The following is a 20,867-nucleotide window of genomic DNA, read 5'->3' as shown; positions in this document are numbered from 1 at the left end:
AGGTAAATAGCTCAGCCCGTCCCAGGAGGTTTCTGGGACGGGCTGAGGTCGTTTCTCGGGGGTGTCAGGGGGTGGGGATCGCGTTGTCTTTCAGGGCCGTGACGAACGCGGTCCAGGCGTCGGTCGGGATGAGGAGCGCGGGGTGGTGGGGGTTCTTGCTGTCGCGTACGGGGACGGTGCCGGGGAGGTCTTCGGTGATCTCGACGCATTCGCCCCCGGCGGCGTTGCTGTGACTGCTGCTGCGCCAGTGAGCGGCGCTCAGTTCGGGGGTGTTTCGCATGTCCTGAAATCCTCCATTGCCTTTCGGATCAGATCTGCCGACTTGGCCGGCGAGAGGGCGTTGGCCCGCAGTACTTCGTACCGCCGTCGCCACCGTTTCACTGCTTCCCAGCCCTCGTAGAGGTGGCTGACCTCGATTCCCTCTTCGTAAGCCACCGATGACCCATCGGGCAGCGTCAGCAAGCTCAGTGCGCCGCTCATCAGCGTGTGCAGACCTGCGCTGAATGGCATCACCTGGATGCCACTGTGCGGAGTATCCGCCTGCCTCTGCAGCGATGCCAGTTGTTCGTGCATGTGCTCCTTTTCTCCCGCCTGCCGCCGGAGCACCGACTCGTCGACGATTGCCCAGCGACAAGGAGGACAGCCCGAACGCTGACGTTCCTGTCGAGACATTCGGGCAGAGACCCGCTGCTCGACTTGCTCGTCCGTCAGGCCGCCCCATCGGGAGAACAGTTGCCGCGCGTACGTTTCGGTCTGCAGCAGCCCTGGGAGCACCTGCGAGCCATACTGCTCGATCACCTCCGCCCGCGCCTCGAAGTCCATGTACCTGCGGTACTGATCCGGATGCGCCTCCCGCTTCGCCAACTCATACAGCCCCTGGAAGTACTCCTCCGTCCCGAAGGCCGCGTCGAGCCGTGGTGGCAGGTCGGGTGGTGGCATCAGCTCCGCCGTCTCGACGCGGGCGAGGGCGCTCTTGCTGGAGTTGACGATGTCGGCGAGCTGGACGAGCGAGAGCTTGGCGCGCTCGCGGTGGCGGCGCTGTTCGGCGCCGAAGTAGTGGCGGGCGGAGCGGTACGGGGTCAGGGCCTGTGGGGTGAACTTCACGGCGTGCACCTTCCTGTCGTCCCGATCACAACAGCGGGATGTGGCACCCCTGTTGAGGCCACATGTCACAGAGCGACGATGGCGATACACAGAGTAGGGGTACGTATCTGTGTATGTCAGAGGAAATGAGGAATTGTGCCGCCACTGCGCTTGCTGCCGTGGACCACGCCGACCGGCGGGCCGTGCTACCTCAGCACGGACGATCCGAGCAGCCACCTGTCCCTGCTGGCCGACGAGGTGGAAGAAGACCTGCTCATGGACGCGGAAGACCTGCTGACGGTCAGCGAGCCGCTGTCCGTCACGCCCGGCGCCGACCCGTCCGAGCTGCACCGCATGGTGGTGCTCCTCGACAAGGCCCTACGGGATGCCCTGCGCATCGCGACGAGCAGGGGAGCGCGGCTGGCTGCTCCAGGCCCGGACCCCTGCGACCACGACGAGACCGAGCACTGCGGCGGGAAGACCTTCTGCCGGTCGTGCAGGTTTCAGCTCTACTTGTGAGCCAATGGGGCCGGGAGATGTCGCTGCCGAGCGCACCAAGTCCTGTGGCTCGGCGACGATAAAGGCCCCATAGACCGAAGCCGGAAGGCAAGAAGAGGCGATGAAGACCAGAACGACCATCACCTTCGATCGTCGGCCGAACGCCGATCGCAAGGACGGGTCCCCGCGCTACGTGCTGACGACAGGTGACGGTGACACCGTCGAGGTGCGGCGTGGGGTTCCGGACGGCTGGCCGCTGCCTCGCGGGGCCAAGCCTCGTTTCAGTCTGTACGCCGAGGGAAACGCGTCTGTTCCGCTGGCGGTCGTGGTTCGGGACGGACAGCGTCTCGCCGTCTTCGACTCAGGGCATCACCTTCTTGCCGAACTGCGGCTGCCTCCCAAGAAGCAGCGCTGGCGCCCCGCCCACGAAATCCACTTGCCGGACGGCGGGGTCATTCGAGGCCGTGAGGGGACCGTTCCGTCCCTCGTGTTGTGGGTACTGCTGCTGCCGCTCGTGGTGCTCTACTACGTGGTTATCGCCCTGTCGGATTCCCCGGCCGGGACCCTGTCCAGTCCGCTGCGTACCGCTTGGAAACCGGTCGGCGGCACGGGTGGCGGAACGGTGATGACAGAGTCCGCCCGGGGCCGGTTCCGTGTGCGTGGTGACCGACTCGACCGCAGGATCGGTTACGCCCAGGCGGTGGCCAAATACTGGCGGGGATGAGCCAGGCCATCTCGCGGAGGCCCTGAACACAGAGCCGGGCCGCCCCCTCCCAAACGGAGAAGGCGGCCCGGAAGCAGCCCAGCCAATCAGCCAACCCCTACGGCAACGCCAACATCCGCTCCAGCGCCATCTTCGCGAACGACTCCGTCTCCCGGTCCACCTGGATCCGGTTGACGACCTTGCCGGCCACCAGGGATTCCAGGGCCCAGACCAGGTGGGGGAGGTCGATGCGGTTCATGGTCGAGCAGAAGCAGACCGTCTTGTCGAGGAAGACGATCTCCTTGCCCTCATCCGCGAAACGGTTCGCGAGGCGGCGGACGAGGTTCAGTTCGGTGCCGATGGCCCACTTGGAGCCAGCGGGGGCGGCTTCCAGGGTCTTGATGATGTACTCCGTGGAGCCGACGTAGTCGGCGGCGGCCACGACCTCGTGCTTGCACTCGGGGTGGACCAGGACGTTGACGCCGGGGATGCGCTCGCGCACGTCCCGGACGGAGTCCAGGGAGAAGCGGCCGTGGACGGAGCAGTGGCCGCGCCAAAGGATCATCTTGGCGTCGCGCAGCTCGTCGGCGGTCAGGCCGCCGTTCGGGCGGTGCGGGTTGTAGACGACGCAGTCGTCCAGGGACATGCCCAGGTCGCGGACGGCGGTGTTGCGGCCGAGGTGCTGGTCGGGGAGGAACAGCACCTTCTCGCCCTGCGCGAAGGCCCACTCCAGGGCGCGCTTGGCGTTGGAGGAGGTGCAGATGGTGCCGCCGTGCTTGCCGGTGAAGGCCTTGATGTCGGCGGAGGAGTTCATGTACGAGACGGGCACCACCTGGTCGGCGATCCCGGCCTCGGTCAGGACGTCCCAGCACTCCGCGACCTGCTCGGCGGTGGCCATGTCGGCCATCGAGCAGCCGGCGGCCAGGTCGGGGAGGACGACCTGCTGGTCGTCGGTGGTGAGGATGTCCGCGGACTCGGCCATGAAGTGCACACCGCAGAAGACGATGTACTCGGCGTCCGGCCGGGCGGCGGCGTCGCGGGCGAGCTTGAAGGAGTCGCCGGTGACGTCCGCGAACTCGATCACCTCGTCACGCTGGTAGTGGTGCCCCAGGACGAAGACCTTGTCCCCGAGCTTCGCCTTGGCGGCGCGGGCGCGCTCGACGAGACCGGGATCGGACGGAGCCGGCAGGTCGCCGGGGCACTCCACGCCGCGCTCGCTCTTGGGGTCGGCCTCGCGGCCGAGCAGGAGCAGCGCCAGCGGCGTGGGCTGGACGTCCAGGGGCTGGGCGGTGGTCACGTCACGCACCCTCTCTTTTCTGCAAGACGGCCGGAGAACAGCCTTTTCGTCGATTTGACGCTATCTATCATAGCCCCTTCATGTCAGTTTGACGATGGCCATCGTGTCGATGTGACGCAATCCCCTTTGCCGCCCGTGGCGCCACCCTTTTCCCGCCCTTTGATTTGGACGTGGCCCTTTCTCCGCGCCGCGCTCCATGGCCCGGTGGTGGTCGGCCCGGGCGCGTACGGGGTCGCAGTGGCATCCCGGTGCGCGACCGCACGGCCGTACATCTGGCGTGTGCGAGCATGAAGCGGTACGCCACCGGTGTGCGAGCATGAAGACGGAAGCGACGCGAGGAACGCGGAGAGCTTCCGATGAGTTCGTAAAAATTCCGACAGGTTCTGCGCACCCGGAATATCTCCGGGGCCCCGACGGTTGCAGCCGAGGGCAAGCGGTCCGTACAACCCGGGAGAGATGTAGATGAGCGTTCAGGACGAGACCACCGTCACCGAGGGCATCATCCTGTCCGACGCGGCTGCGTCGAAGGTCAAGAGCCTGCTGGAGCAGGAAGGCCGGGACGACCTCGCGCTGCGGGTGGCCGTGCAGCCCGGCGGCTGCTCCGGACTGCGCTACCAGCTCTTCTTCGACGAGCGCTCGCTGGACGGCGATGTCGTGAAGGACTTCGGCGGCGTCAAGGTCGTCACCGACCGGATGAGCGCTCCGTACCTGGGCGGCGCTTCCATCGACTTCGTCGACACCATCGAGAAGCAGGGCTTCACGATCGACAACCCGAACGCCACGGGCTCCTGCGCCTGCGGCGACTCCTTCAACTGAGGTCGACTGAGGTCGACCAAGCGGTCCCGGGCGATATGCCAGGACGCGCGACGAAGGCGGCGCTCCCTTTGTGGGGGCGCCGCCTTCGTCATGCCGTACGTGGGGGGCGGCTACCGTTTCGGGAGCTCCCGCCCCGTCGAGGCGTCGATCACCTCGCGGTCGGCCAGGGGCTCGGACAGCTTGACCGTCCGCGTGAACTCCCTGGCGATCTTGACGCACACCTGGCCCGGCTTCTCGTCCCGGCCGGTCACCCCGGCCCGTACGGAGGCGTCGGACTGCCGGGCGGACGCGGTGTAGACGCTGCACACGCCGCCCCAGAAGTGCAGCTTCAGGGTCCGGCCGCCGTCGCCGAGGGAGTAGGAGTCCAGGTCCACCGCCGTGGGCTTCGTGGGCGGCTGGGCGGTGGCGGTCACGGTGTCCTCGCCGCCCGGTGCCGGGCTGCCGCCGTTCGCGCGGACGACGTAACGGGGGTCCACCGCCGGGTACGCCACCGTGCCCGTCGCGTCCGGCCCGCTGCCCGCGTCCGGTCGCCGCACCGTGAACAGCCAGGACGGGACCAGCGCCGGGCCCCCGTCCACGTACTGCGCGGCCAGCCCGAACACCGCCCGCGTCACCTCGGAGGGCTCGGGCGCGGCCGGGCCGCACGGCGGGATGTCCCGCGGACCGGTGGCGTCGTCCTCCGTCTGCGGCACCGCCGTCGCGCAGCCGCCGATGCCGCCGCGCGCGGTGACGTTCTTGTTCATGAGCGCCAGCGTCCGCGTGGCGTTCAGTACCGGGTACCCGGGGCCCTTCACCGGCTGTGCCAGTTGGCCGCTGCCGCCGACCACGTTTCCGTCCGCGCCGATCCGCAGGTCGGTCGAGTGGCCGTACGTGGGGAGCCCGCCCAGCACGGGGTCGGCCATCACCACGCGCACCGCGCCGGACAGCCCGCTCGCGTCCAGCCGGGCGTCCCGCTGGCCGAGCGCCTCCAGGACCGGACGGGCCGCGCGCTTGGCCGCGTCGGGGGAGACGGCGTTCCGGCCGGAGGCGTCGGCGTCGGCGCGGTGGGGGCAGACGGGGGCGGTCCTGGTGCCGTCGGGCGGGGTTGCCTGCCCGGCGCGGTCCTTCCCCTTTTCCTCGGTGGCGTGCCGCTCGGCGCGTTGCCCTGAGGGGGAGCCCGGCTCGGCGGACTTCCCGCCCGCGTTCCCCGGCATCGCGTACGGCGTGCAGCCCTCCCCGCCGAGCGCGCCGTACCGGGCGTACGTCCACGCGCCCGTCCCGGTCTTCGTCACCCGCAGGTCCGGGCCGCGGGGGTCCCGTTCGGCGCCGCCGACCCGCCACGTCCCGCCGTCGGACCACACCGGGCCGGACATGCCCAGCGCCTCGGCGAGCCGGGCCACCGCGTCACGGGGGACCTCGCCGCGGGTGCGGTACACGGGTGCCGAGCCGGGGCCGGTGGGGAGGGCGACGGTCGCGCGGTAGGCCGGGGCCTGCGGGTTCGGCTCGCCGGGGGCGATGCCGGGGCTCGTCCCTTCCTGCCGGGTCTGTCCGGCCAGGGCGAGCGGTGGTGGGCCGCCCTTCGCCGGCGCGCCCGCGCGGTCCGGGGGGCCGTCCGCGCCGGCCGACCAGTACGCCACGCCGCCCCCGGCCAGCAGCACGGCCGCGGCCATCGAGGCGACCACCAGGGTGCTGCGCCGGTGGCGCGCGGCGGGCTCGTGGATGTCCTCGGCGGTGGTCTCCCCACTCGTCGCGGAGGGGGTGTCCTCGGTGCTCACCGCATCGCTCCTTCGGCTCCGCTCAACAACTGACGTGCCGTCCCCCGGTGAGGGGACGTCGCTTGGACGGAGCGGGGGCGCGGCGGGTTCCCGGGTACGGGGCGGCGGGCCCGTACCCGGTTCGTCACGAGGGCTGGGAAGCGGGTTACGGACGGGAAGGCGAGGCGCCGTACTCCGACGTGCCGTCAAGGAGCGCCGTACAGGCCGCGGGCACGCTGATGCCGTGGAGTTCGGAGGCGGAGCCCGGGGCCGGGGGAGTCCGGTGCTCGCTTCTCCAGTGCGGCACCATCCGCGCGCAGTCGCCGCGCACCTGGTCCATGGAGTCCCACTCCGCGGGGGCGTCGGCGCCGGTGGCGTACACGGCGAGGGAAAGGGGAGTGACGGGCTTCACAGGTCGAGTCATAGGCGCACGGTATGCACCCCCTGGGCAGCCGAAAAAGCCCTACTATCGGGTAGTTTTGCCACGTAGGAGCCGGGCGGGGGACGCGGTAGCGTTGGCCAACGTCCGGCAACGCCCCTTTCCCTCCCGCAGGAGCTCACCCGCCGTGCGTATCGCAGTCACCGGCTCCATCGCCACCGACCACCTGATGACCTTCCCCGGCCGCTTCGCCGACCAGCTGGTCGCGGACCAGCTGCACACGGTCTCCCTCTCCTTCCTGGTCGACCAGCTCGACGTCCGGCGCGGCGGTGTCGCCGCCAACATCTGCTTCGGGATGGGCCAGCTCGGGACCAGCCCGATCCTGGTCGGCGCCGCCGGCAACGACTTCGAGGAATACCGCGCCTGGCTCGACCGGCACGGCGTGGACACCCGCTCCGTGCGCATCTCCGAGGTGCTGCACACCGCCCGCTTCGTGTGCACCACCGACGCCGACCACAACCAGATCGGCTCCTTCTACACCGGCGCCATGAGCGAGGCCCGGCTGATCGAGCTGCACACGGTGGCCGAGCGGGTCGGCGGGCTGGACCTGGTCGTCATCGGCGCGGACGACCCCGAGGCGATGATCCGGCACACCGAGGAGTGCCGCACCCGGGGCATCCCCTTCGGTGCCGACTTCTCGCAGCAGATCGCCCGGATGGACGGCGACGACATCCGCACCCTGATGGAGGGCGCGGCGTACCTCTTCTCCAACGAGTACGAGAAGGGCCTGATCGAGTCCAAGACGGGCTGGACCGCCGAGGAGATCCTGAGCAAGGTCGGCACCCGCGTCACCACCCTCGGCGCCGACGGCGTGCGCATCGAGCGGGTCGGCGAGCCGGTCATCGAGGTCAGCCCGCCGGAGGAGAAGGCGAAGGCCGACCCCACCGGCGTCGGCGACGCCTTCCGCGCGGGCTTCCTGTCCGGGCTGGCGTGGGGCGTCGGGCTGGAGCGGGCGGCGCAGGTCGGCTGCATGCTGGCGACGCTGGTCATCGAGACGGTGGGGACGCAGGAGTACGAGCTGCAGCGGAGCCACTTCATGGAGCGGTTCGCGAAGGCGTATGGGGAGCAGGCCGCGGCGGAGATTCAGGGGCATTTGGCCTGACCGCCGGTTGCCGTACCCCGTTCGGCGGGGTGTCTGTCCGGCCGGGCCGGGGCCTTTGTCTGACGGGGTGCCGCCCCGTCCGGCGGGGTGCTCGGTCTGGCCGGGTGGCCTTTTCGGGGGCCGCTTGGGTCGGCTGGGTGCGCTGGCCGGGTGGGGCGGTGGGGTGCGGCCGTGATTTCGGGTGCCGGTGAACGCCGGGGGCGTTGTCCTCAATCGCCGGACGGGCTTGAATTCGCCGGCCGCCCGTCTGCTGCGTGCTCGTGATGGGCGGTGGGCTTGGTTTGCGCCGTCGACCGCCTGCTGTCCGTCGGTCTTGTCCTCAATCGCCGGACGGGCTTGGATTTGCCGGTCGTCCGTCTGCTGCGTGCTCGTGATGGGCGGTGGGCTTGGTTTGCGCCGTCGACCGCCTGCTGTCCGTCGGTCTTGTCCTCAACCGCCGGACGGGCTTGGATTTGCCGGCCGTCCGTCTGCTGCCTGCCCGAGATGGACGGGGAGCCTGGATTTGCCGGCTGCCCGCCACCCGTTCGTACGTCCCCCGGCTACCCCACCCGCCGCACCACATACCCCGCCCCCCGCTCGGCCGCGTGCTCGCCCACGTACTCGTGGCCGCGCATCGCGCACCACGCCGGGATGTCCAGGCGGGCCGCCTCGTCGTCGGCGAGGACCGTGATCGTGCTGCCGAGGGGGACGCCGTCGATCGCCTTGGCCAGTTCGATGACGGGGAGCGGGCAGCGCTTGCCCAGGGCGTCCAGGACGAGGCCGGGCTCGGGGGCGGGGGAGGCATCCGCTTCGAGCGCGTCCGTCGGGGCGCCCAACTGTTCCCGGACCCGGCGGACGGCACCCGGCAGTACCTCCAGGAAGCGGTCCACGTCCGCGTCCGTGGTGCCCACGGGCAGCGAGACGCGGACGTTGCCCTCGGACAGCACGCCCATCGCCCGCAGGACGTGGCTGGGAGTCAGCGTGCTGGAGGTGCAGGAGGAACCGGAGGAGACGGAGAAGCCCTCCCGGTCCAGCTCGTGCAGCAAGGTCTCCCCGTCGACATAGAGACAGGAGAAGGTGACGAGGTGGGGGAGGCGGCGCACCGGGTCGCCGACCACCTCCACGTCCGGCACCAGCTCCGGCACCCGCGTGCGCACCCGGTCCACCAACCCCCGCAGCCGCGCCGCCTCGTCCGCCGCACCGGCGCGCACGGCCCGCAGGGAGGCCGCCGCGGCGACGATGGCGGGGATGTTCTCGAAGCCGGGCACCCGGCCGGACTCCCGCTCGTCCGCCGGGCCCTGCGGGGAGAAGCGGGTGCCCTTGCGGACGGCCAGCAGGCCGACGCCGGGCGGGCCGCCCCATTTGTGCGCGCTGGCGGCCAGCAGTGACCAGGGGCCTTCGACCGGCCCCCAGGCTAGTGACTGGGCCGCGTCCACCAGCAGCGGTACGCCCGCCTCCCGGCACGCCTCGGCGACCTCCGGCACCGGCTGCTCGGTCCCGACCTCGTGGTTGGCGGACTGGAGGCAGGCCAGCGCGGTGTCCGGGCGGAGCGCGGCGGCGAACTCCTCGGCCGCCACCCGGCCGGTACGGTCCACCGCCACCTCGGTACGGGTGCCGCCGGGATCGGCGCTGCCCCCCGCCGCCTCGTGCGCCTCGGCGGCGTGCAGGACGGAGGAGTGCTCGACGGCGGAGTGGACCAGATGGCGGCCGGTCCGCCGGCGCGCCGCCACCGCGCCGGCCACCGCGCGGTGCACCGCCTGCGTCCCGGACGGCGTGAACACCAGTTCGTCCGGACGGCAGCCGACGGCCTCCGCCGCGGCCTCGCGGGCGGCGTCCAGCAGCAACCGTGCCCGGCGGCCCTCCCGGTACAGGCGCGCCGGGTCCACCCACCCCTCGTCGAGCGAGGCGAGCAGCGCCTCGCGGGCGACCGGGTGCAGCGGGGCGGCGGAAGCGGCGTCGAAGTAAGGCACGGGGACGACGCTAGCGTGTCGGTGCCCGGGAGCCGCCGGGAGGACGGGCCGGGGCTCCCGCGGACAGCGGCCGGTCGACCGCGCGTACGGAACGGCACCCCCCACCCGACTCGCTCCGACCGCAGTACCGCGCCTCGCCCCGTACGGAACGGCACCCCCACCCGCTCACCCCCGGCCGAACCACCGCCCCCCACCCCCCGAGCACCCCGTCAGAACCCCGGCGGAAGCGGGGATTCCATCTCTTCGGGGAGTGATCCGGCGCGTTGGGCACCCTCCCCGCGCGGCCCTAAATAGCGTCCAGTAGGGTTTGGTCCGCATAAACATCCAAACCCCTGCCCGTGACGGGCCGGCGACCGACCAGCTGAGACGGCCGCAGCCGGTTATCGCGGGCGAGACTCTCGGGAAGGCGCTACGTGAGTCCCAACGGCTCCGACCGCTCGTCGCGGCGCCCGATGCGGCGGAAGCTGCCGCAGGTGCTGGCTGCGGGCCTGGTCCTGGCGACCGCGACCGGTTGCACATACAAGGACTTCCCCCGCCTCGGCATGCCATCGCCCGTCACGGACGAGGCGCCGCGGATCCTCTCCCTTTGGCAGGGCTCCTGGGCCGCCGCCCTCGCAGTGGGCGTGCTGGTGTGGGGCCTGATCATCTGGAGCTGGATCTTCCACCGCCGCAGCCGGACCAAGGTGGAGGTCCCCGCTCAGACGCGGTACAACATGCCGATCGAGGCGTTGTACACCATCGTTCCGTTCATCATCATCGCGGTGCTCTTCTATTTCACCGCGCGCGATGAGAGCGAACTCCTGAAGACTTCCAAGAAGCCGGACCACGTCGTGAACGTGGTGGGCTTCCAGTGGAGCTGGGCGTTCAACTACATGGAGAACGTGGACGGTGACCCGGACACGGACAACATGAACTCCAAGGAACTCTCCGCTATCCCTGACAAGTGGAAGAAGGGTGTCCCGGCCGGTGCCGAGGGCGTCTACGACGCGGGCATCCAGGGCACGCGGGACCCGGACACCGGCAACCCCGGCCCGACGCTGTGGCTGCCCAAGGGCGAGAAGGTCCGCTTCGTGCTGACCTCCCGTGATGTCATCCACTCCTTCTGGGTGGTGCCGTTCCTGATGAAGCAGGACGTCATCCCGGGCCACACCAACGTCTTCGAGGTGACCCCGAACAAGGAGGGCACCTTCATGGGCAAGTGCGCCGAGCTCTGCGGCGTCGACCACTCCCGGATGCTCTTCAACGTCAAGGTCGTCTCCCCGAAGGAGTACCGGGAGCACCTGAAGGATCTGGCGAAGAAGGGCCAGACCGGTTACCTGCCGTCGGGCATCAAGCAGACGGATCACGCCAGGAACGCGGAGACCAACAACCAGTGAGCATCCTCAACGAATCTCAGGGTGCCGCCGCCGCAACGGCTCCGGCAGCACCACCCGTACGCCGAAAGCAACCGGGCAATGTCGTGGTCAAGTGGCTGACCACCACCGATCACAAGACGATCGGCACGCTTTACCTGGTCACGTCGTTCGCGTTCTTCTGCATCGGCGGCCTGATGGCGCTCCTCATGCGCGCCGAGCTGGCCCGTCCCGGCACGCAGATCATGTCGAACGAGCAGTTCAACCAGGCGTTCACGATGCACGGCACGATCATGCTGCTGATGTTCGCGACGCCGCTGTTCTCCGGTTTCGCGAACTGGATCATGCCGCTGCAGATCGGCGCGCCCGACGTGGCGTTCCCGCGGCTGAACATGTTCGCCTACTGGCTGTACCTGTTCGGCTCGATCATCGCCGTGGCCGGCTTCCTCACCCCGCAGGGTGCCGCCGACTTCGGCTGGTTCGCCTACTCGCCGCTGTCGGACGCCATCCGCTCGCCGGGTGTCGGCGCCGACATGTGGATCATGGGTCTGGCCTTCTCCGGTTTCGGCACGATCCTCGGTGCGGTCAACTTCATCACCACGATCATCACGATGCGCGCGCCGGGCATGACGATGTTCCGGATGCCGATCTTCACCTGGAACGTGCTGCTGACCGGTGTGCTGGTCCTGCTGGCCTTCCCGGTGCTGGCCGCCGCGCTGTTCGCCCTGGAGGCGGACCGCAAGTTCGGGGCGCACATCTTCGACGCCGCCAACGGCGGAGCGTTGCTCTGGCAGCACCTCTTCTGGTTCTTCGGGCACCCAGAGGTGTACATCATCGCGCTGCCGTTCTTCGGCATCATCTCCGAGGTCATCCCGGTCTTCTCGCGCAAGCCGATGTTCGGTTACTTCGGTCTGATCGCGGCGACGATCGCGATCGCGGGTCTGTCGGTGACGGTGTGGGCGCACCACATGTACGTCACGGGCGGCGTGCTGCTGCCGTTCTTCTCCTTCATGACGTTCCTGATCGCCGTCCCGACCGGTGTGAAGTTCTTCAACTGGCTCGGCACGATGTGGAAGGGCTCGCTGTCCTTCGAGACGCCGATGCTGTGGGCGGTCGGCTTCCTGATCACCTTCACCTTCGGTGGTCTGACCGGTGTCATCCTGGCCTCGCCGCCGATGGACTTCCACGTTTCCGACTCGTATTTCGTGGTGGCGCACTTCCACTACGTCATTTTCGGAACGGTCGTCTTCGCGATGTTCTCCGGCTTCCATTTCTGGTGGCCGAAGTTCACCGGAAAGATGCTGGACGAGCGGCTCGGCAAAATCACGTTCTGGACGCTGTTCGTCGGATTCCACGGCACGTTCCTGGTCCAGCACTGGCTGGGTGCCGAGGGAATGCCGCGGCGTTACGCCGATTACCTGAACGCCGATGGTTTCACCACGCTGAACACCATTTCGACGATCTTCTCCTTCCTGCTCGGCCTGTCGATCCTGCCGTTCTTCTACAACGTCTGGAAGACCGCCAAGTACGGCAAGAAGATCGAGGTCGACGACCCGTGGGGTTACGGCCGTTCGCTGGAGTGGGCGACGTCCTGCCCGCCGCCGCGGCACAACTTCACCTCGCTGCCGCGCATCCGCAGCGAATCCCCGGCGTTCGACCTGCACCACCCGGAGATCGCCGCACTGGAACTGGCCGAGCACGAGGGCCAGAAGGACGCGGCGCTGCTCGGTGGCAAGGAGGCCGGCAAGTGAAGATCCAGGGCAAGATGTTCATCTGGCTCTCCGTCTTCGTCCTCGCCATGGCGATCGTCTATGGCGTGTGGTCGAAGGAGCCGGCGGGCACCACCGCGCTGTTCCTGGCCTTCGGCCTGTGCATCATGATCGGCTACTACCTGGCCTTCACGGCCCGGCGGGTCGACGCGGGCGCACAGGACAACGACCAGGCCGAGGTCTCGGACGACGCCGGCGAGCTGGGCTTCTTCAGCCCGCACAGCTGGCAGCCGCTCTCCCTGGGCGTCGGCGGCGCGCTCGCCTTCCTGGGCGTCGTCTTCGGCTGGTGGCTGCTGTACTTCTCGCTCCCCATCATCTTCGTGGGCCTGTTCGGCTGGGTCTTCGAGTACTACCGGGGCGAGAACCGCACGCAGTGACACGCACCCCGTGACACGCGCCGCGTGACACACGCACACCGGGCGGGCCCGGACACCTCCTCGCGGGTGTCCGGGCCCGCCCGTTTGCCCGTCCCAGCGCGCCGGAGATGACGGATGTTCATAGCTTGAGAACATGAGTCACAGATCTCGACGCGGGGCGGCGCTCGGCTGCGCCGCCCTCCTGGCGCCCCTGGTGGCGGGCGCCACCGCGTGCTCGGGCTCGTCGTCGGACCCGCTGGCTGCCGAGCCGTACGACGCCGCCGGCGAGATCGCCGCCAACGTCCCCGGCGGCAACCGGAAAGCGGACCCCGACCGGCCGCTGGAGGTCACCGCCACCGACGTGGACGAGGCCCGCATCACGGACGTGACCACCACCGACGCCGCGGGCCGCTACCTGCGCGGCGCACTGAACGCGGACGGCACCCGATGGCACACCACCCAGCCGCTCGCCGCCGGTACCCGCTACACCGTCCGGGTGAGCACCGAGGACGAGGACGGCGAGCCCGGCCGCAAGGTCCTCCAGGTCGACACCGCCGAGGCGGACAACCGGCTGCACGTCACCTTCGGCCCCGAGAGCGGCACCTACGGCGTGGGCCAGCCGGTCACGGCGGAGCTCAGCAAGCCCGTCAAGGACCGCAAGGCGCGGGCCATCGTCGAGGGCGCCCTCAAAGTGGATTCCACGCCCCGTGTGGAGGGCTCCTGGCACTGGGTGGACAGCAAGACGCTGCACTTCCGCCCGCGCGCGTACTGGCCCGCGCACACCGTCATCGACGTGCGCAGCAACCTGGAGGGCCTGAAGGTCTCCGGCGCGCTGCGCGGCGGCCCCGCCAAGCCCGTCAAACTCCGTACGGGGGACCGGGTGGAGGCCATCACCGACGCGGCGGGCCACTACATGACCGTCAAGCGCAATGGTGAGGAAATCAACACCATCCCCGTCACGACCGGCAAACCCGGCTACTCGACGCGCAACGGCACCAAAGTGATCCTGGGCAAGGAGAGCTTCGTCCGCATGACGGGCTCCAGCATCGGCATCCCCACGGGGAGTTCGGACTCCTACGACCTGCCCGTCTACTGGGCCACCCGGGTGACGTGGAGCGGCGAATACGTGCACGCCGCGCCCTGGTCGGTGGGGTCGCAGGGCGCCGCCAACGTCAGCCACGGGTGCACCGGCATGTCCTCGGGCAACGCCCAGTGGTTCTTCAACACCGTGAAGGTGGGGGACCTCGTCACCGTCGTCAACAGCGCGGGGGAGAACATGACCCCGTTCGACAACGGCTTCGGGGACTGGAACCTGTCCTGGGCGCAGTGGCGCAAGGGCAGCGCCCTGGACCAGGCGGGCTTCACGGGCGCGGGCGCCGAACGGCAGCCGGGGCCGGGCGGCGCGGCCCGGCTGCGCCCGGGGCTCTGAGCGGTCCTCCCGGCCCTCGCGGGGGCCTTGGCGTGCGTGAGGGCGCCCGTTCGCACGACGGGCGCCCCCAGGCAGCGCGGCGCCGTGACGCCCCCTTGCCGGGGACGCCCCGCCGCCGGTCCGCTCAGGCCTTCGCGAGCAGCCGGCGGCGCAGCAGACCGGCCAGCGCGTCCGCGAACTCCACCGGGTCCACCGGGTGCGTCACGGCGGCGTCCGCGCGGCTCCAGGTGGCCAGCCAGGCGTCCTGGGGGCGGCCGATGAGCAGCAGCACCGGCGGGCAGCGGAAGACCTCGTCCTTGATCTGCCGGCACACGCCCATGCCGCCCGCGGGCGCGGTCTCGCCGTCCAGCACGCACGCGTCGATCCCGCCCTGTTCCAGGGCCTCCAGCACGGCGGGCAGGGTCGCGCACTCCAGGATCTCCAGCTCCGGCAGGTCGGGGGCGGGCCGCCGGCCGGCCGCCAGCCGCACCTGTTCGCGGGTGCCCGCGTCGTCGCTGTAGACCAGCACCGTGGCAGTCGCCTGCATCGTTCCTCCGTGGATCTCGGCAGTTGAGCTCAGGTGGGACCTTGCGCGGATGCTACTCCGGCGAGGGCCGCGCACAGCAGGGTCCGTACGGCCCCAAGATCGGCCCGACGACGCGTCAGAACGGGTTCGCGGGGGCTCTCACAGGCGAGGACGGAACTGCGTTTGCCCCTCCGGACGATCCGTTGAATGGGCCGTACGAGCAGGACACGCGCCCTTGACACACCGAACGGCACCCCCCGGGGTGAGGGCGGGATAAGCGACCGACATAATGTCGGTCGTGGCGACAGCAACGACAGTAGAAACCGGGCACGCGCACCCGTCGGTCAATCGGCCGAACCTGACCAGCGTCGGAACCATCATCTGGCTGAGTTCCGAGCTGATGTTCTTCGCGGCCCTCTTCGCGATGTACTTCACCCTTCGATCGGTGACCGGCGCCGAGTATTGGAAGGAATCCGCCGATGCGCTGAATCTTCCGTTCTCCGGGACGAACACCGCGATCCTGGTTCTCAGCTCCTTGACCTGCCAGCTCGGCGTGTTCGCGGCCGAGCGTGGCGACGTCAAGAAGCTGCGTGCCTGGTTCGTGGTCACCTTCATCATGGGTGCGATCTTCATCGGTGGCCAGGTGTTCGAGTACACCGAGCTGGTCAAGCACGAGGGCCTTTCGCTCTCGTCCGGGCCGTACGGATCGGTGTTCTACCTGACCACCGGCTTCCACGGACTGCACGTGACGGGCGGTCTGATCGCCTTCCTGCTGGTCCTGGGCAGGACGTACGCGGCCAAGAGGTTCACCCACGAGCAGGCCACCGCGGCCATCGTCGTGTCCTACTACTGGCACTTCGTCGATGTCGTCTGGATCGGCCTCTTCGCCACGATCTACCTGATCCGGTAACCGGTCCCGCACCGGACCCGCACTTCAGACATAGCCAAAGCATCGACGCAGAAGATCCTGACACCGGGGTAATCCGTGAAAAAGCTCTCCGCACGACGGCGCCATCCGCTGGCGGCGCTCGTCGTCCTACTCTTCGCGCTGGCGGTCACTGGGGGGCTGTACGCCGCGTTCGCGCCCGCGGACAAGGCTCAGGCCGATGACACCGCCCAGTCTCTAGCCATCAAGGAGGGCAAGAAGCTCTTCGCCGTGGGCTGCGCAAGCTGCCACGGCACCGGCGGCCAGGGTACGTCCGACGGCCCGAGCCTGGTCGGCGTGGGCGCCGCCGCGGTCGACTTCCAGGTCGGCACCGGCCGGATGCCGGCGCAGCAGCCCGGCGCTCAGGTGCCGCGGAAGAAGAACATCTACAGCCAGAAGGACATCGACCAGCTCGCCGCGTACGTGGCCTCGCTGGGCGCTGGTCCCGCCATCCCGAACGCGGACGACTACGGTCCGAAGGGCGCCGACATCGGCAAGGGTGGCGAGCTGTTCCGCACCAACTGCGCGCAGTGCCACAACTTCACCGGTAAGGGCGGCGCCCTCACCAACGGCAAGTTCGCACCGACGCTTGAGGGCGTGGAACCCAAGCACATCTACGAGGCCATGGAAACCGGCCCGCAGAACATGCCTTCCTTCGGCGACGGCACCATGTCGGCGCAGAACCGGAAGGACATCGTCGCGTACCTCGGCGCGGTCAACAGCGATGACACTCCGAACCCCGGTGGTCTGAGCCTGGGCGGTCTCGGACCGGTCAGTGAGGGCCTCTTCGGCTGGATCGCGGGCCTCACCGCGCTGATCGCGGTTGCCATCTGGGTCGCAGCCCGGACAACGAAGGCCAAGAAGTCATGAGTCAGACTGGACGACACAACGACGTGCCAGAAGAAAACCTCCCCAGTGAGCGGGACGCTCACGAGGGCGCGGTGAGCAAGGCGGACAACCCGTTCGCGGACCCGGGGCTGCCGCCCCACGAGCACCGCATCCAGGACATCGACGAGAAGGCCGCCCGGCGCTCCGAGCGCGTGGTCGCCTTCCTGTTCGCCCTGTCGATGCTCGCGACGGTCGGCTTCATCGCCTCGTACGTGATCTTCCCCATCGAGAAGATCGTCTACATCTGGCCGTTCGGGCACGTCAGCGCGCTGAACTTCGCGCTGGGCCTGACGCTCGGTGTGGCGCTCTTCTGCATCGGCGCGGGCGCCGTCCACTGGGCCCGCACCCTGATGTCGGACGTCGAGGTCGCCGACGAGCGGCACCCGATCGAGGCGGCCCCCGAGGTCAAGGCGAAGGTCCTTGAGGACTTCGCCGCCGGCGCCAAGGAGTCCGGCTTCGGCCGCCGCAAGCTGATCCGCAACACCATGTACGGCGCGCTGGCCCTGGTGCCGCTCTCCGGTGTGGTGCTGCTGCGCGACCTCGGTCCGCTGCCGGAGAAGAAGCTGCGGACGACGAGCTGGAAGAAGGGTGTGCGGCTGGTCAACCAGGCCACCAACCTCCCGCTGCGTCCTGAGGACATCGCGGTCGGCTCGCTGACCTTCGCCAAGCCCGAGGGCCTGGAGGAGGACGACCACGAGTTCAACAACAAGATCGCCAAGGACGCCCTGATGCTCGTGCGGCTCCAGCCGCAGAACATCAAGGACAAGCAGGAACTGGACTGGTCGCACGAAGGCATCGTGGCCTTCTCCAAGATCTGCACCCACGTCGGCTGCCCGATCAGCCTGTACGAGCAGCAGACGCACCACGTGCTGTGCCCGTGTCACCAGTCGACCTTCGACCTCGCCGACGGTGGTCGCGTGATCTTCGGCCCGGCCGGTCACGCCCTGCCGCAGCTGAACATCACGGTGAAGGACGGCTTCCTTGAGGCCGTCAGCGACTTCGCGGAGCCCGTCGGCCCGAGCTTCTGGGAGCGCGGATGAGTAACAAGACTGGCGCCACGACGGCGCGCCGCGGCCCGGCGCCGCGGGGCGAGCGGATCGCCGACTGGGCCGATGGCCGGCTGGGCATCTACAGCCTGGCCAAGGCCAACATGCGCAAGATCTTCCCGGACCACTGGTCCTTCATGCTGGGTGAGATCTGCCTCTACAGCTTCATCATCATCATCCTGACCGGTGTCTACCTGACGCTGTTCTTCCACCCGAGCATGGCCGAGGTCGTCTACCACGGCTCGTACGTGCCCATGCACGGGATCCGGATGACCCAGGCGTTCGAGTCGACGCTGGACATCAGCTTCGACGTGCGCGGCGGTCTGCTGATCCGGCAGATCCACCACTGGGCGGCGCTGATCTTCATCGGCGCGATGATGGTCCACATGATGCGGGTGTTCTTCACCGGCGCCTTCCGCAAGCCGCGCGAGGTCAACTGGCTCTTCGGCTTCCTGCTGCTGGTGCTCGGCATGTTCACCGGCTTCACCGGCTACTCGCTGCCGGACGACCTGCTCTCCGGTACGGGTGTCCGGTTCATCGAGGGTGTCATCCTGGCGATGCCGCTGATCGGCTCGTACCTGCAGATGTTCATCTTCGGCGGGGAGTTCCCGGGGCACGACATCATCCCGAGGTTCTTCACGATCCACGTGCTGCTGCTGCCCGGCATCATGCTGGGCCTGCTGGTGGCGCACCTGATCCTGGTCTTCTACCACAAGCACACGCAGTTCCCGGGTGCCGGCAAGACCAACAACAACGTCGTCGGCATGCCGCTGCTGCCGGTCTACATGGCCAAGGCCGGAGGCTTCTTCTTCCTGGTCTTCGGTGTGATCGCGGTGATCTCGGCGGTCGCCAGCATCAACCCGGTGTGGGCGATCGGCCCGTACCGGCCGGATCAGGTGTCCACGGGCGCCCAGCCCGACTGGTACATGGGCTTCGCCGAGGGCCTGGTCCGTGTGATGCCCGGCTGGGAGTGGGACATCTGGGGCCACACCATCAACTTCGGTGTGCTGATCCCGATCCTGATCTTCCCGCTGGTGCTGGTCGCGATCGCGGTCTACCCCTTCGTGGAGTCCTGGGTCACCGGCGACAAGCGCGAGCACCACATCCTGGACCGCCCGCGCAACGCCCCGACGCGCACCGGCTTCGGTGTCGCCTGGCTGACCGCGTACCTGATCATGCTCGTCGGTGGTGGCAACGACCTGTGGGCCACGCACTTCCACCTGTCGATCAACTCGATCACCTGGTTCGTCCGCATCGGGTTCTTCGTCGGGCCGGTCATCGCCTTCATCGTCACCAAGCGGATCTGCCTGGGCCTCCAGCGCCGCGACCGCGACAAGGTGCTGCACGGACGCGAGTCCGGCATCATCAAGCGGCTGCCGCACGGTGAGTTCATCGAGGTCCACGAGCCGCTCAACCAGGAGCAGCTGCACAAGCTCACGCAGCACGAGCAGCCCCAGCCCCTGGAGATCGGTCCGGAGATCGACGAGAACGGCGTGGAGCGCAAGATCAAGCGTTCGCAGAAGCTGCGCGCCAAGCTCTCGAAGGGCTTCTACGGGGAGGACAACGTCATCCCGAAGGCCACCGTCGAGGAGTACAAGGAGATCACCAGCGGCCACGGCCACCACTGATCTCCCCCGCGTCCGCCAGGACGCAGCAGTAGTACGCCACCCAGAGGGCCCCGTCCCTCCCCGCGCTCCGCACGGAGCAGGGGAGTCCCCAATATGGACGGGGCCCTCCGGCATGTCCGCGTCCGGATAGGGTTTTGTCCAACACGGCAGACGAAACCAGGAGCGTGGACCATGAACGTTGTGACCCCGGACGGCGGCGGCAGCGTGGCGGCCCACACCTGGCCGGCCGTACTGAACGCCCTCCTCGAAGGCCGGGACCTCGCCGCCGACGACACCGCCTGGGCCATGGACCGCATCATGCGGGGTGAGGCCAGCGACGCGCAGGTCGCCGGGTTCGCGGTGGCGCTGCGGGCCAAGGGCGAGACGGTCGCCGAGATCTCCGGCCTGGTCCGCGCGATGTACGCGCACGCGCGCCTGATCGAGGTGCCCGGACCGAGCGTGGACATCGTCGGCACCGGCGGCGACGGCGCCAAGACCGTCAACATCTCCACCATGTCCGCCATAGTGGTCGCGGGCACCGGCGCCAAGGTCGTCAAGCACGGCAACCGCGCCGCCTCCTCCGCCAGCGGGGCTTCCGACGTCCTGGAGAAGCTCGGCGTCAACCTCGACCTGTCCCCGGACCAGGTCGTGCGGGTCGCCGCCGAGGCGGGCATCACCTTCTGCTTCGCGGTGAAGTTCCACCCCGCGCTGCGGCACGTCGCGCCGGCCCGCCGCGAACTGGGCGTGCGCACCACCTTCAACGTGCTGGGCCCGCTGACCAACCCGGCCCGCGTCCGGGCCCAGGCCACCGGCGTCGCGGACGCCCGCATGGCGCCCATCCTCGCCGGGGTGCTCGCCGAACGCGGCTCCAGCGCCCTGGTCTTCCGCGGCGACGACGGCCTGGACGAACTGACGACGACGGCCACCTCCAAGGTCTGGGTGGTCCGGGACGGCGCCGTGCGCGCCGAGTCCTTCGACCCGCGGGACGTGGGCATCGACCTGGTGCCGGTGGACGCGCTGCGCGGCGGCGACGCCTCGCACAACGCGGACGTGGCCCGGCGGCTGCTGTCCGGCGAGGACGGCCCGGTCCGCGACGCCGTGCTGCTCAACTCCGCGGCGGCGCTGGTGGCGCTGGAGCCCACGGACGCGCCGCTGACCGAGCAGATCACGGCGGGCATGGCCAGGGCCGCCCAATCGATCGACTCGGGCGCGGCCCGCCGGGTGCTGGAGCGGTGGGTCGTGGCGAGCAACGCGTGAGGCGGGGCGGGGGCGCGTACGCGTCCTCGCGCGTACGTCCCTTGAGGAGGCGCGGGCGGGGTTTCGTAGGCGTCCGTTGGTGATCGTTCTCTGAGGACTTCTGAGAAGTGCGG

20 protein-coding genes are annotated in these 20,867 nt (G+C 69.3%); 13 read left to right on the top strand and 7 right to left on the bottom strand.

Features of this window, described 5'->3' with window-relative positions; all coding sequences use genetic code 11:
- Positions 1-64: 64 nt before the first annotated feature.
- A complete protein-coding gene (locus tag ABZX96_RS07680) occupies positions 65-280 on the bottom strand; it encodes a DUF397 domain-containing protein (RefSeq protein WP_355539482.1) in 216 nt (71 codons plus the stop codon).
- Positions 259-1,104 carry a helix-turn-helix transcriptional regulator gene (locus ABZX96_RS07675; RefSeq protein ID WP_355539479.1) on the bottom strand — a complete coding sequence of 282 codons (846 nt, stop codon included), beginning with the start codon at positions 1,102-1,104 and terminating at the stop codon, positions 259-261. Before ABZX96_RS07675 ends, ABZX96_RS07680 begins: the two co-directional genes overlap by 22 nt.
- A 135-nt stretch (positions 1,105-1,239) precedes the next feature.
- Here ABZX96_RS07675 and ABZX96_RS07670 point away from each other — a divergent pair, with 135 nt between their 5' ends.
- The gene (locus ABZX96_RS07670) at positions 1,240-1,602 is read left to right on the top strand and encodes a hypothetical protein (protein ID WP_355539476.1); all 363 of its coding nucleotides are present in this window, start codon (positions 1,240-1,242) and stop codon (positions 1,600-1,602) included.
- A 100-nt stretch (positions 1,603-1,702) separates the two neighbouring features.
- The gene (locus tag ABZX96_RS07665) at positions 1,703-2,305 is read left to right on the top strand and encodes a hypothetical protein (protein WP_355539473.1); all 603 of its coding nucleotides are present in this window, start codon (positions 1,703-1,705) and stop codon (positions 2,303-2,305) included.
- A gap of 97 nt (positions 2,306-2,402) precedes the next feature.
- Here ABZX96_RS07665 and nadA read toward each other — a convergent pair whose 3' ends face one another.
- Positions 2,403-3,581, bottom strand: coding sequence for a quinolinate synthase NadA (nadA, locus tag ABZX96_RS07660; RefSeq protein ID WP_355539470.1), 1,179 nt, complete (start codon positions 3,579-3,581; stop codon positions 2,403-2,405).
- Between the two features lie 462 nt (positions 3,582-4,043).
- Here nadA and ABZX96_RS07655 point away from each other — a divergent pair, with 462 nt between their 5' ends.
- Positions 4,044-4,397 (top strand): iron-sulfur cluster assembly accessory protein, encoded by a 354-nt coding sequence (locus ABZX96_RS07655; RefSeq protein ID WP_355539467.1) that lies wholly within the window; start codon positions 4,044-4,046, stop codon positions 4,395-4,397.
- A gap of 110 nt (positions 4,398-4,507) precedes the next feature.
- On the opposite strand, the gene ABZX96_RS07650 is transcribed toward ABZX96_RS07655, so the two are convergent.
- Positions 4,508-6,151, bottom strand: coding sequence for a hypothetical protein (locus ABZX96_RS07650; protein WP_355539464.1), 1,644 nt, complete (start codon positions 6,149-6,151; stop codon positions 4,508-4,510).
- A gap of 145 nt (positions 6,152-6,296) precedes the next feature.
- Positions 6,297-6,554: a hypothetical protein gene (locus ABZX96_RS07645; RefSeq protein WP_355539461.1), complete on the bottom strand. Its 258-nt coding sequence runs from the start codon at positions 6,552-6,554 to the stop codon at positions 6,297-6,299.
- Between the two features lie 142 nt (positions 6,555-6,696).
- Here ABZX96_RS07645 and ABZX96_RS07640 point away from each other — a divergent pair, with 142 nt between their 5' ends.
- Positions 6,697-7,671 (top strand): carbohydrate kinase family protein, encoded by a 975-nt coding sequence (locus tag ABZX96_RS07640; protein WP_355539458.1) that lies wholly within the window; start codon positions 6,697-6,699, stop codon positions 7,669-7,671.
- 539 nt (positions 7,672-8,210) lie between these two features.
- Here the strand turns inward: ABZX96_RS07640 and ABZX96_RS07635 are convergent.
- The gene (locus ABZX96_RS07635; protein ID WP_355539455.1) at positions 8,211-9,620 is read right to left on the bottom strand and encodes an aminotransferase class V-fold PLP-dependent enzyme; all 1,410 of its coding nucleotides are present in this window, start codon (positions 9,618-9,620) and stop codon (positions 8,211-8,213) included.
- Positions 9,621-10,033: 413 nt separating this feature from the next.
- On the opposite strand from ABZX96_RS07635, the gene coxB reads away from it, so the two are divergent.
- The 4 genes from coxB (at position 10,034) to ABZX96_RS07615 (ending at position 14,526) form a co-directional block, all read left to right on the top strand.
- Positions 10,034-10,996: a cytochrome c oxidase subunit II gene (gene coxB, locus ABZX96_RS07630; protein WP_355539452.1), complete on the top strand. Its 963-nt coding sequence runs from the start codon at positions 10,034-10,036 to the stop codon at positions 10,994-10,996.
- Positions 10,993-12,723: a cytochrome c oxidase subunit I gene (gene ctaD / locus ABZX96_RS07625; protein ID WP_355539449.1), complete on the top strand. Its 1,731-nt coding sequence runs from the start codon at positions 10,993-10,995 to the stop codon at positions 12,721-12,723. The genes coxB and ctaD overlap by 4 nt, the downstream gene beginning before the upstream one ends.
- Positions 12,720-13,118, top strand: coding sequence for a cytochrome c oxidase subunit 4 (locus ABZX96_RS07620; protein ID WP_355539446.1), 399 nt, complete (start codon positions 12,720-12,722; stop codon positions 13,116-13,118). The genes ctaD and ABZX96_RS07620 overlap by 4 nt, the downstream gene beginning before the upstream one ends.
- A 133-nt stretch (positions 13,119-13,251) precedes the next feature.
- The gene (locus ABZX96_RS07615) at positions 13,252-14,526 is read left to right on the top strand and encodes an Ig-like domain-containing protein (protein ID WP_355539443.1); all 1,275 of its coding nucleotides are present in this window, start codon (positions 13,252-13,254) and stop codon (positions 14,524-14,526) included.
- A 124-nt stretch (positions 14,527-14,650) separates the two neighbouring features.
- Here ABZX96_RS07615 and ABZX96_RS07610 read toward each other — a convergent pair whose 3' ends face one another.
- Entirely contained in the window at positions 14,651-15,052 is a 402-nt protein-coding gene (locus ABZX96_RS07610) for a hypothetical protein (RefSeq protein ID WP_355539440.1), read from the bottom strand.
- Positions 15,053-15,320: 268 nt separating this feature from the next.
- Between ABZX96_RS07610 and ABZX96_RS07605 the strand changes: the two genes are divergently transcribed.
- The 5 genes from ABZX96_RS07605 to trpD all read left to right on the top strand — a co-directional run bounded on the left by ABZX96_RS07605 (position 15,321) and on the right by trpD (position 20,754).
- Positions 15,321-15,941: a heme-copper oxidase subunit III gene (locus tag ABZX96_RS07605; protein ID WP_355539437.1), complete on the top strand. Its 621-nt coding sequence runs from the start codon at positions 15,321-15,323 to the stop codon at positions 15,939-15,941.
- A 75-nt stretch (positions 15,942-16,016) separates the two neighbouring features.
- Positions 16,017-16,826, top strand: a complete 810-nt coding sequence (locus ABZX96_RS07600; RefSeq protein ID WP_355539434.1) for a c-type cytochrome — start codon at positions 16,017-16,019, stop codon at positions 16,824-16,826.
- Positions 16,823-17,884, top strand: coding sequence for a Rieske 2Fe-2S domain-containing protein (locus tag ABZX96_RS07595; RefSeq protein ID WP_355539431.1), 1,062 nt, complete (start codon positions 16,823-16,825; stop codon positions 17,882-17,884). Before ABZX96_RS07600 ends, ABZX96_RS07595 begins: the two co-directional genes overlap by 4 nt.
- Positions 17,881-19,518 (top strand): ubiquinol-cytochrome c reductase cytochrome b subunit, encoded by a 1,638-nt coding sequence (locus ABZX96_RS07590; protein ID WP_355539428.1) that lies wholly within the window; start codon positions 17,881-17,883, stop codon positions 19,516-19,518. Before ABZX96_RS07595 ends, ABZX96_RS07590 begins: the two co-directional genes overlap by 4 nt.
- A gap of 171 nt (positions 19,519-19,689) precedes the next feature.
- Positions 19,690-20,754, top strand: coding sequence for an anthranilate phosphoribosyltransferase (trpD, locus tag ABZX96_RS07585; protein WP_355539425.1), 1,065 nt, complete (start codon positions 19,690-19,692; stop codon positions 20,752-20,754).
- The last annotated feature ends 113 nt before the right edge of the window (positions 20,755-20,867 follow it).

The sequence above is a fragment of the Streptomyces sp. NPDC003077 genome (genome assembly GCF_040611095.1).
GTDB lineage: Bacteria > Actinomycetota > Actinomycetes > Streptomycetales > Streptomycetaceae > Streptomyces.
The sequence above is the reverse complement of the archived record's forward strand: the minus strand, read 5'-3'. Positions and strand labels throughout refer to the sequence as shown.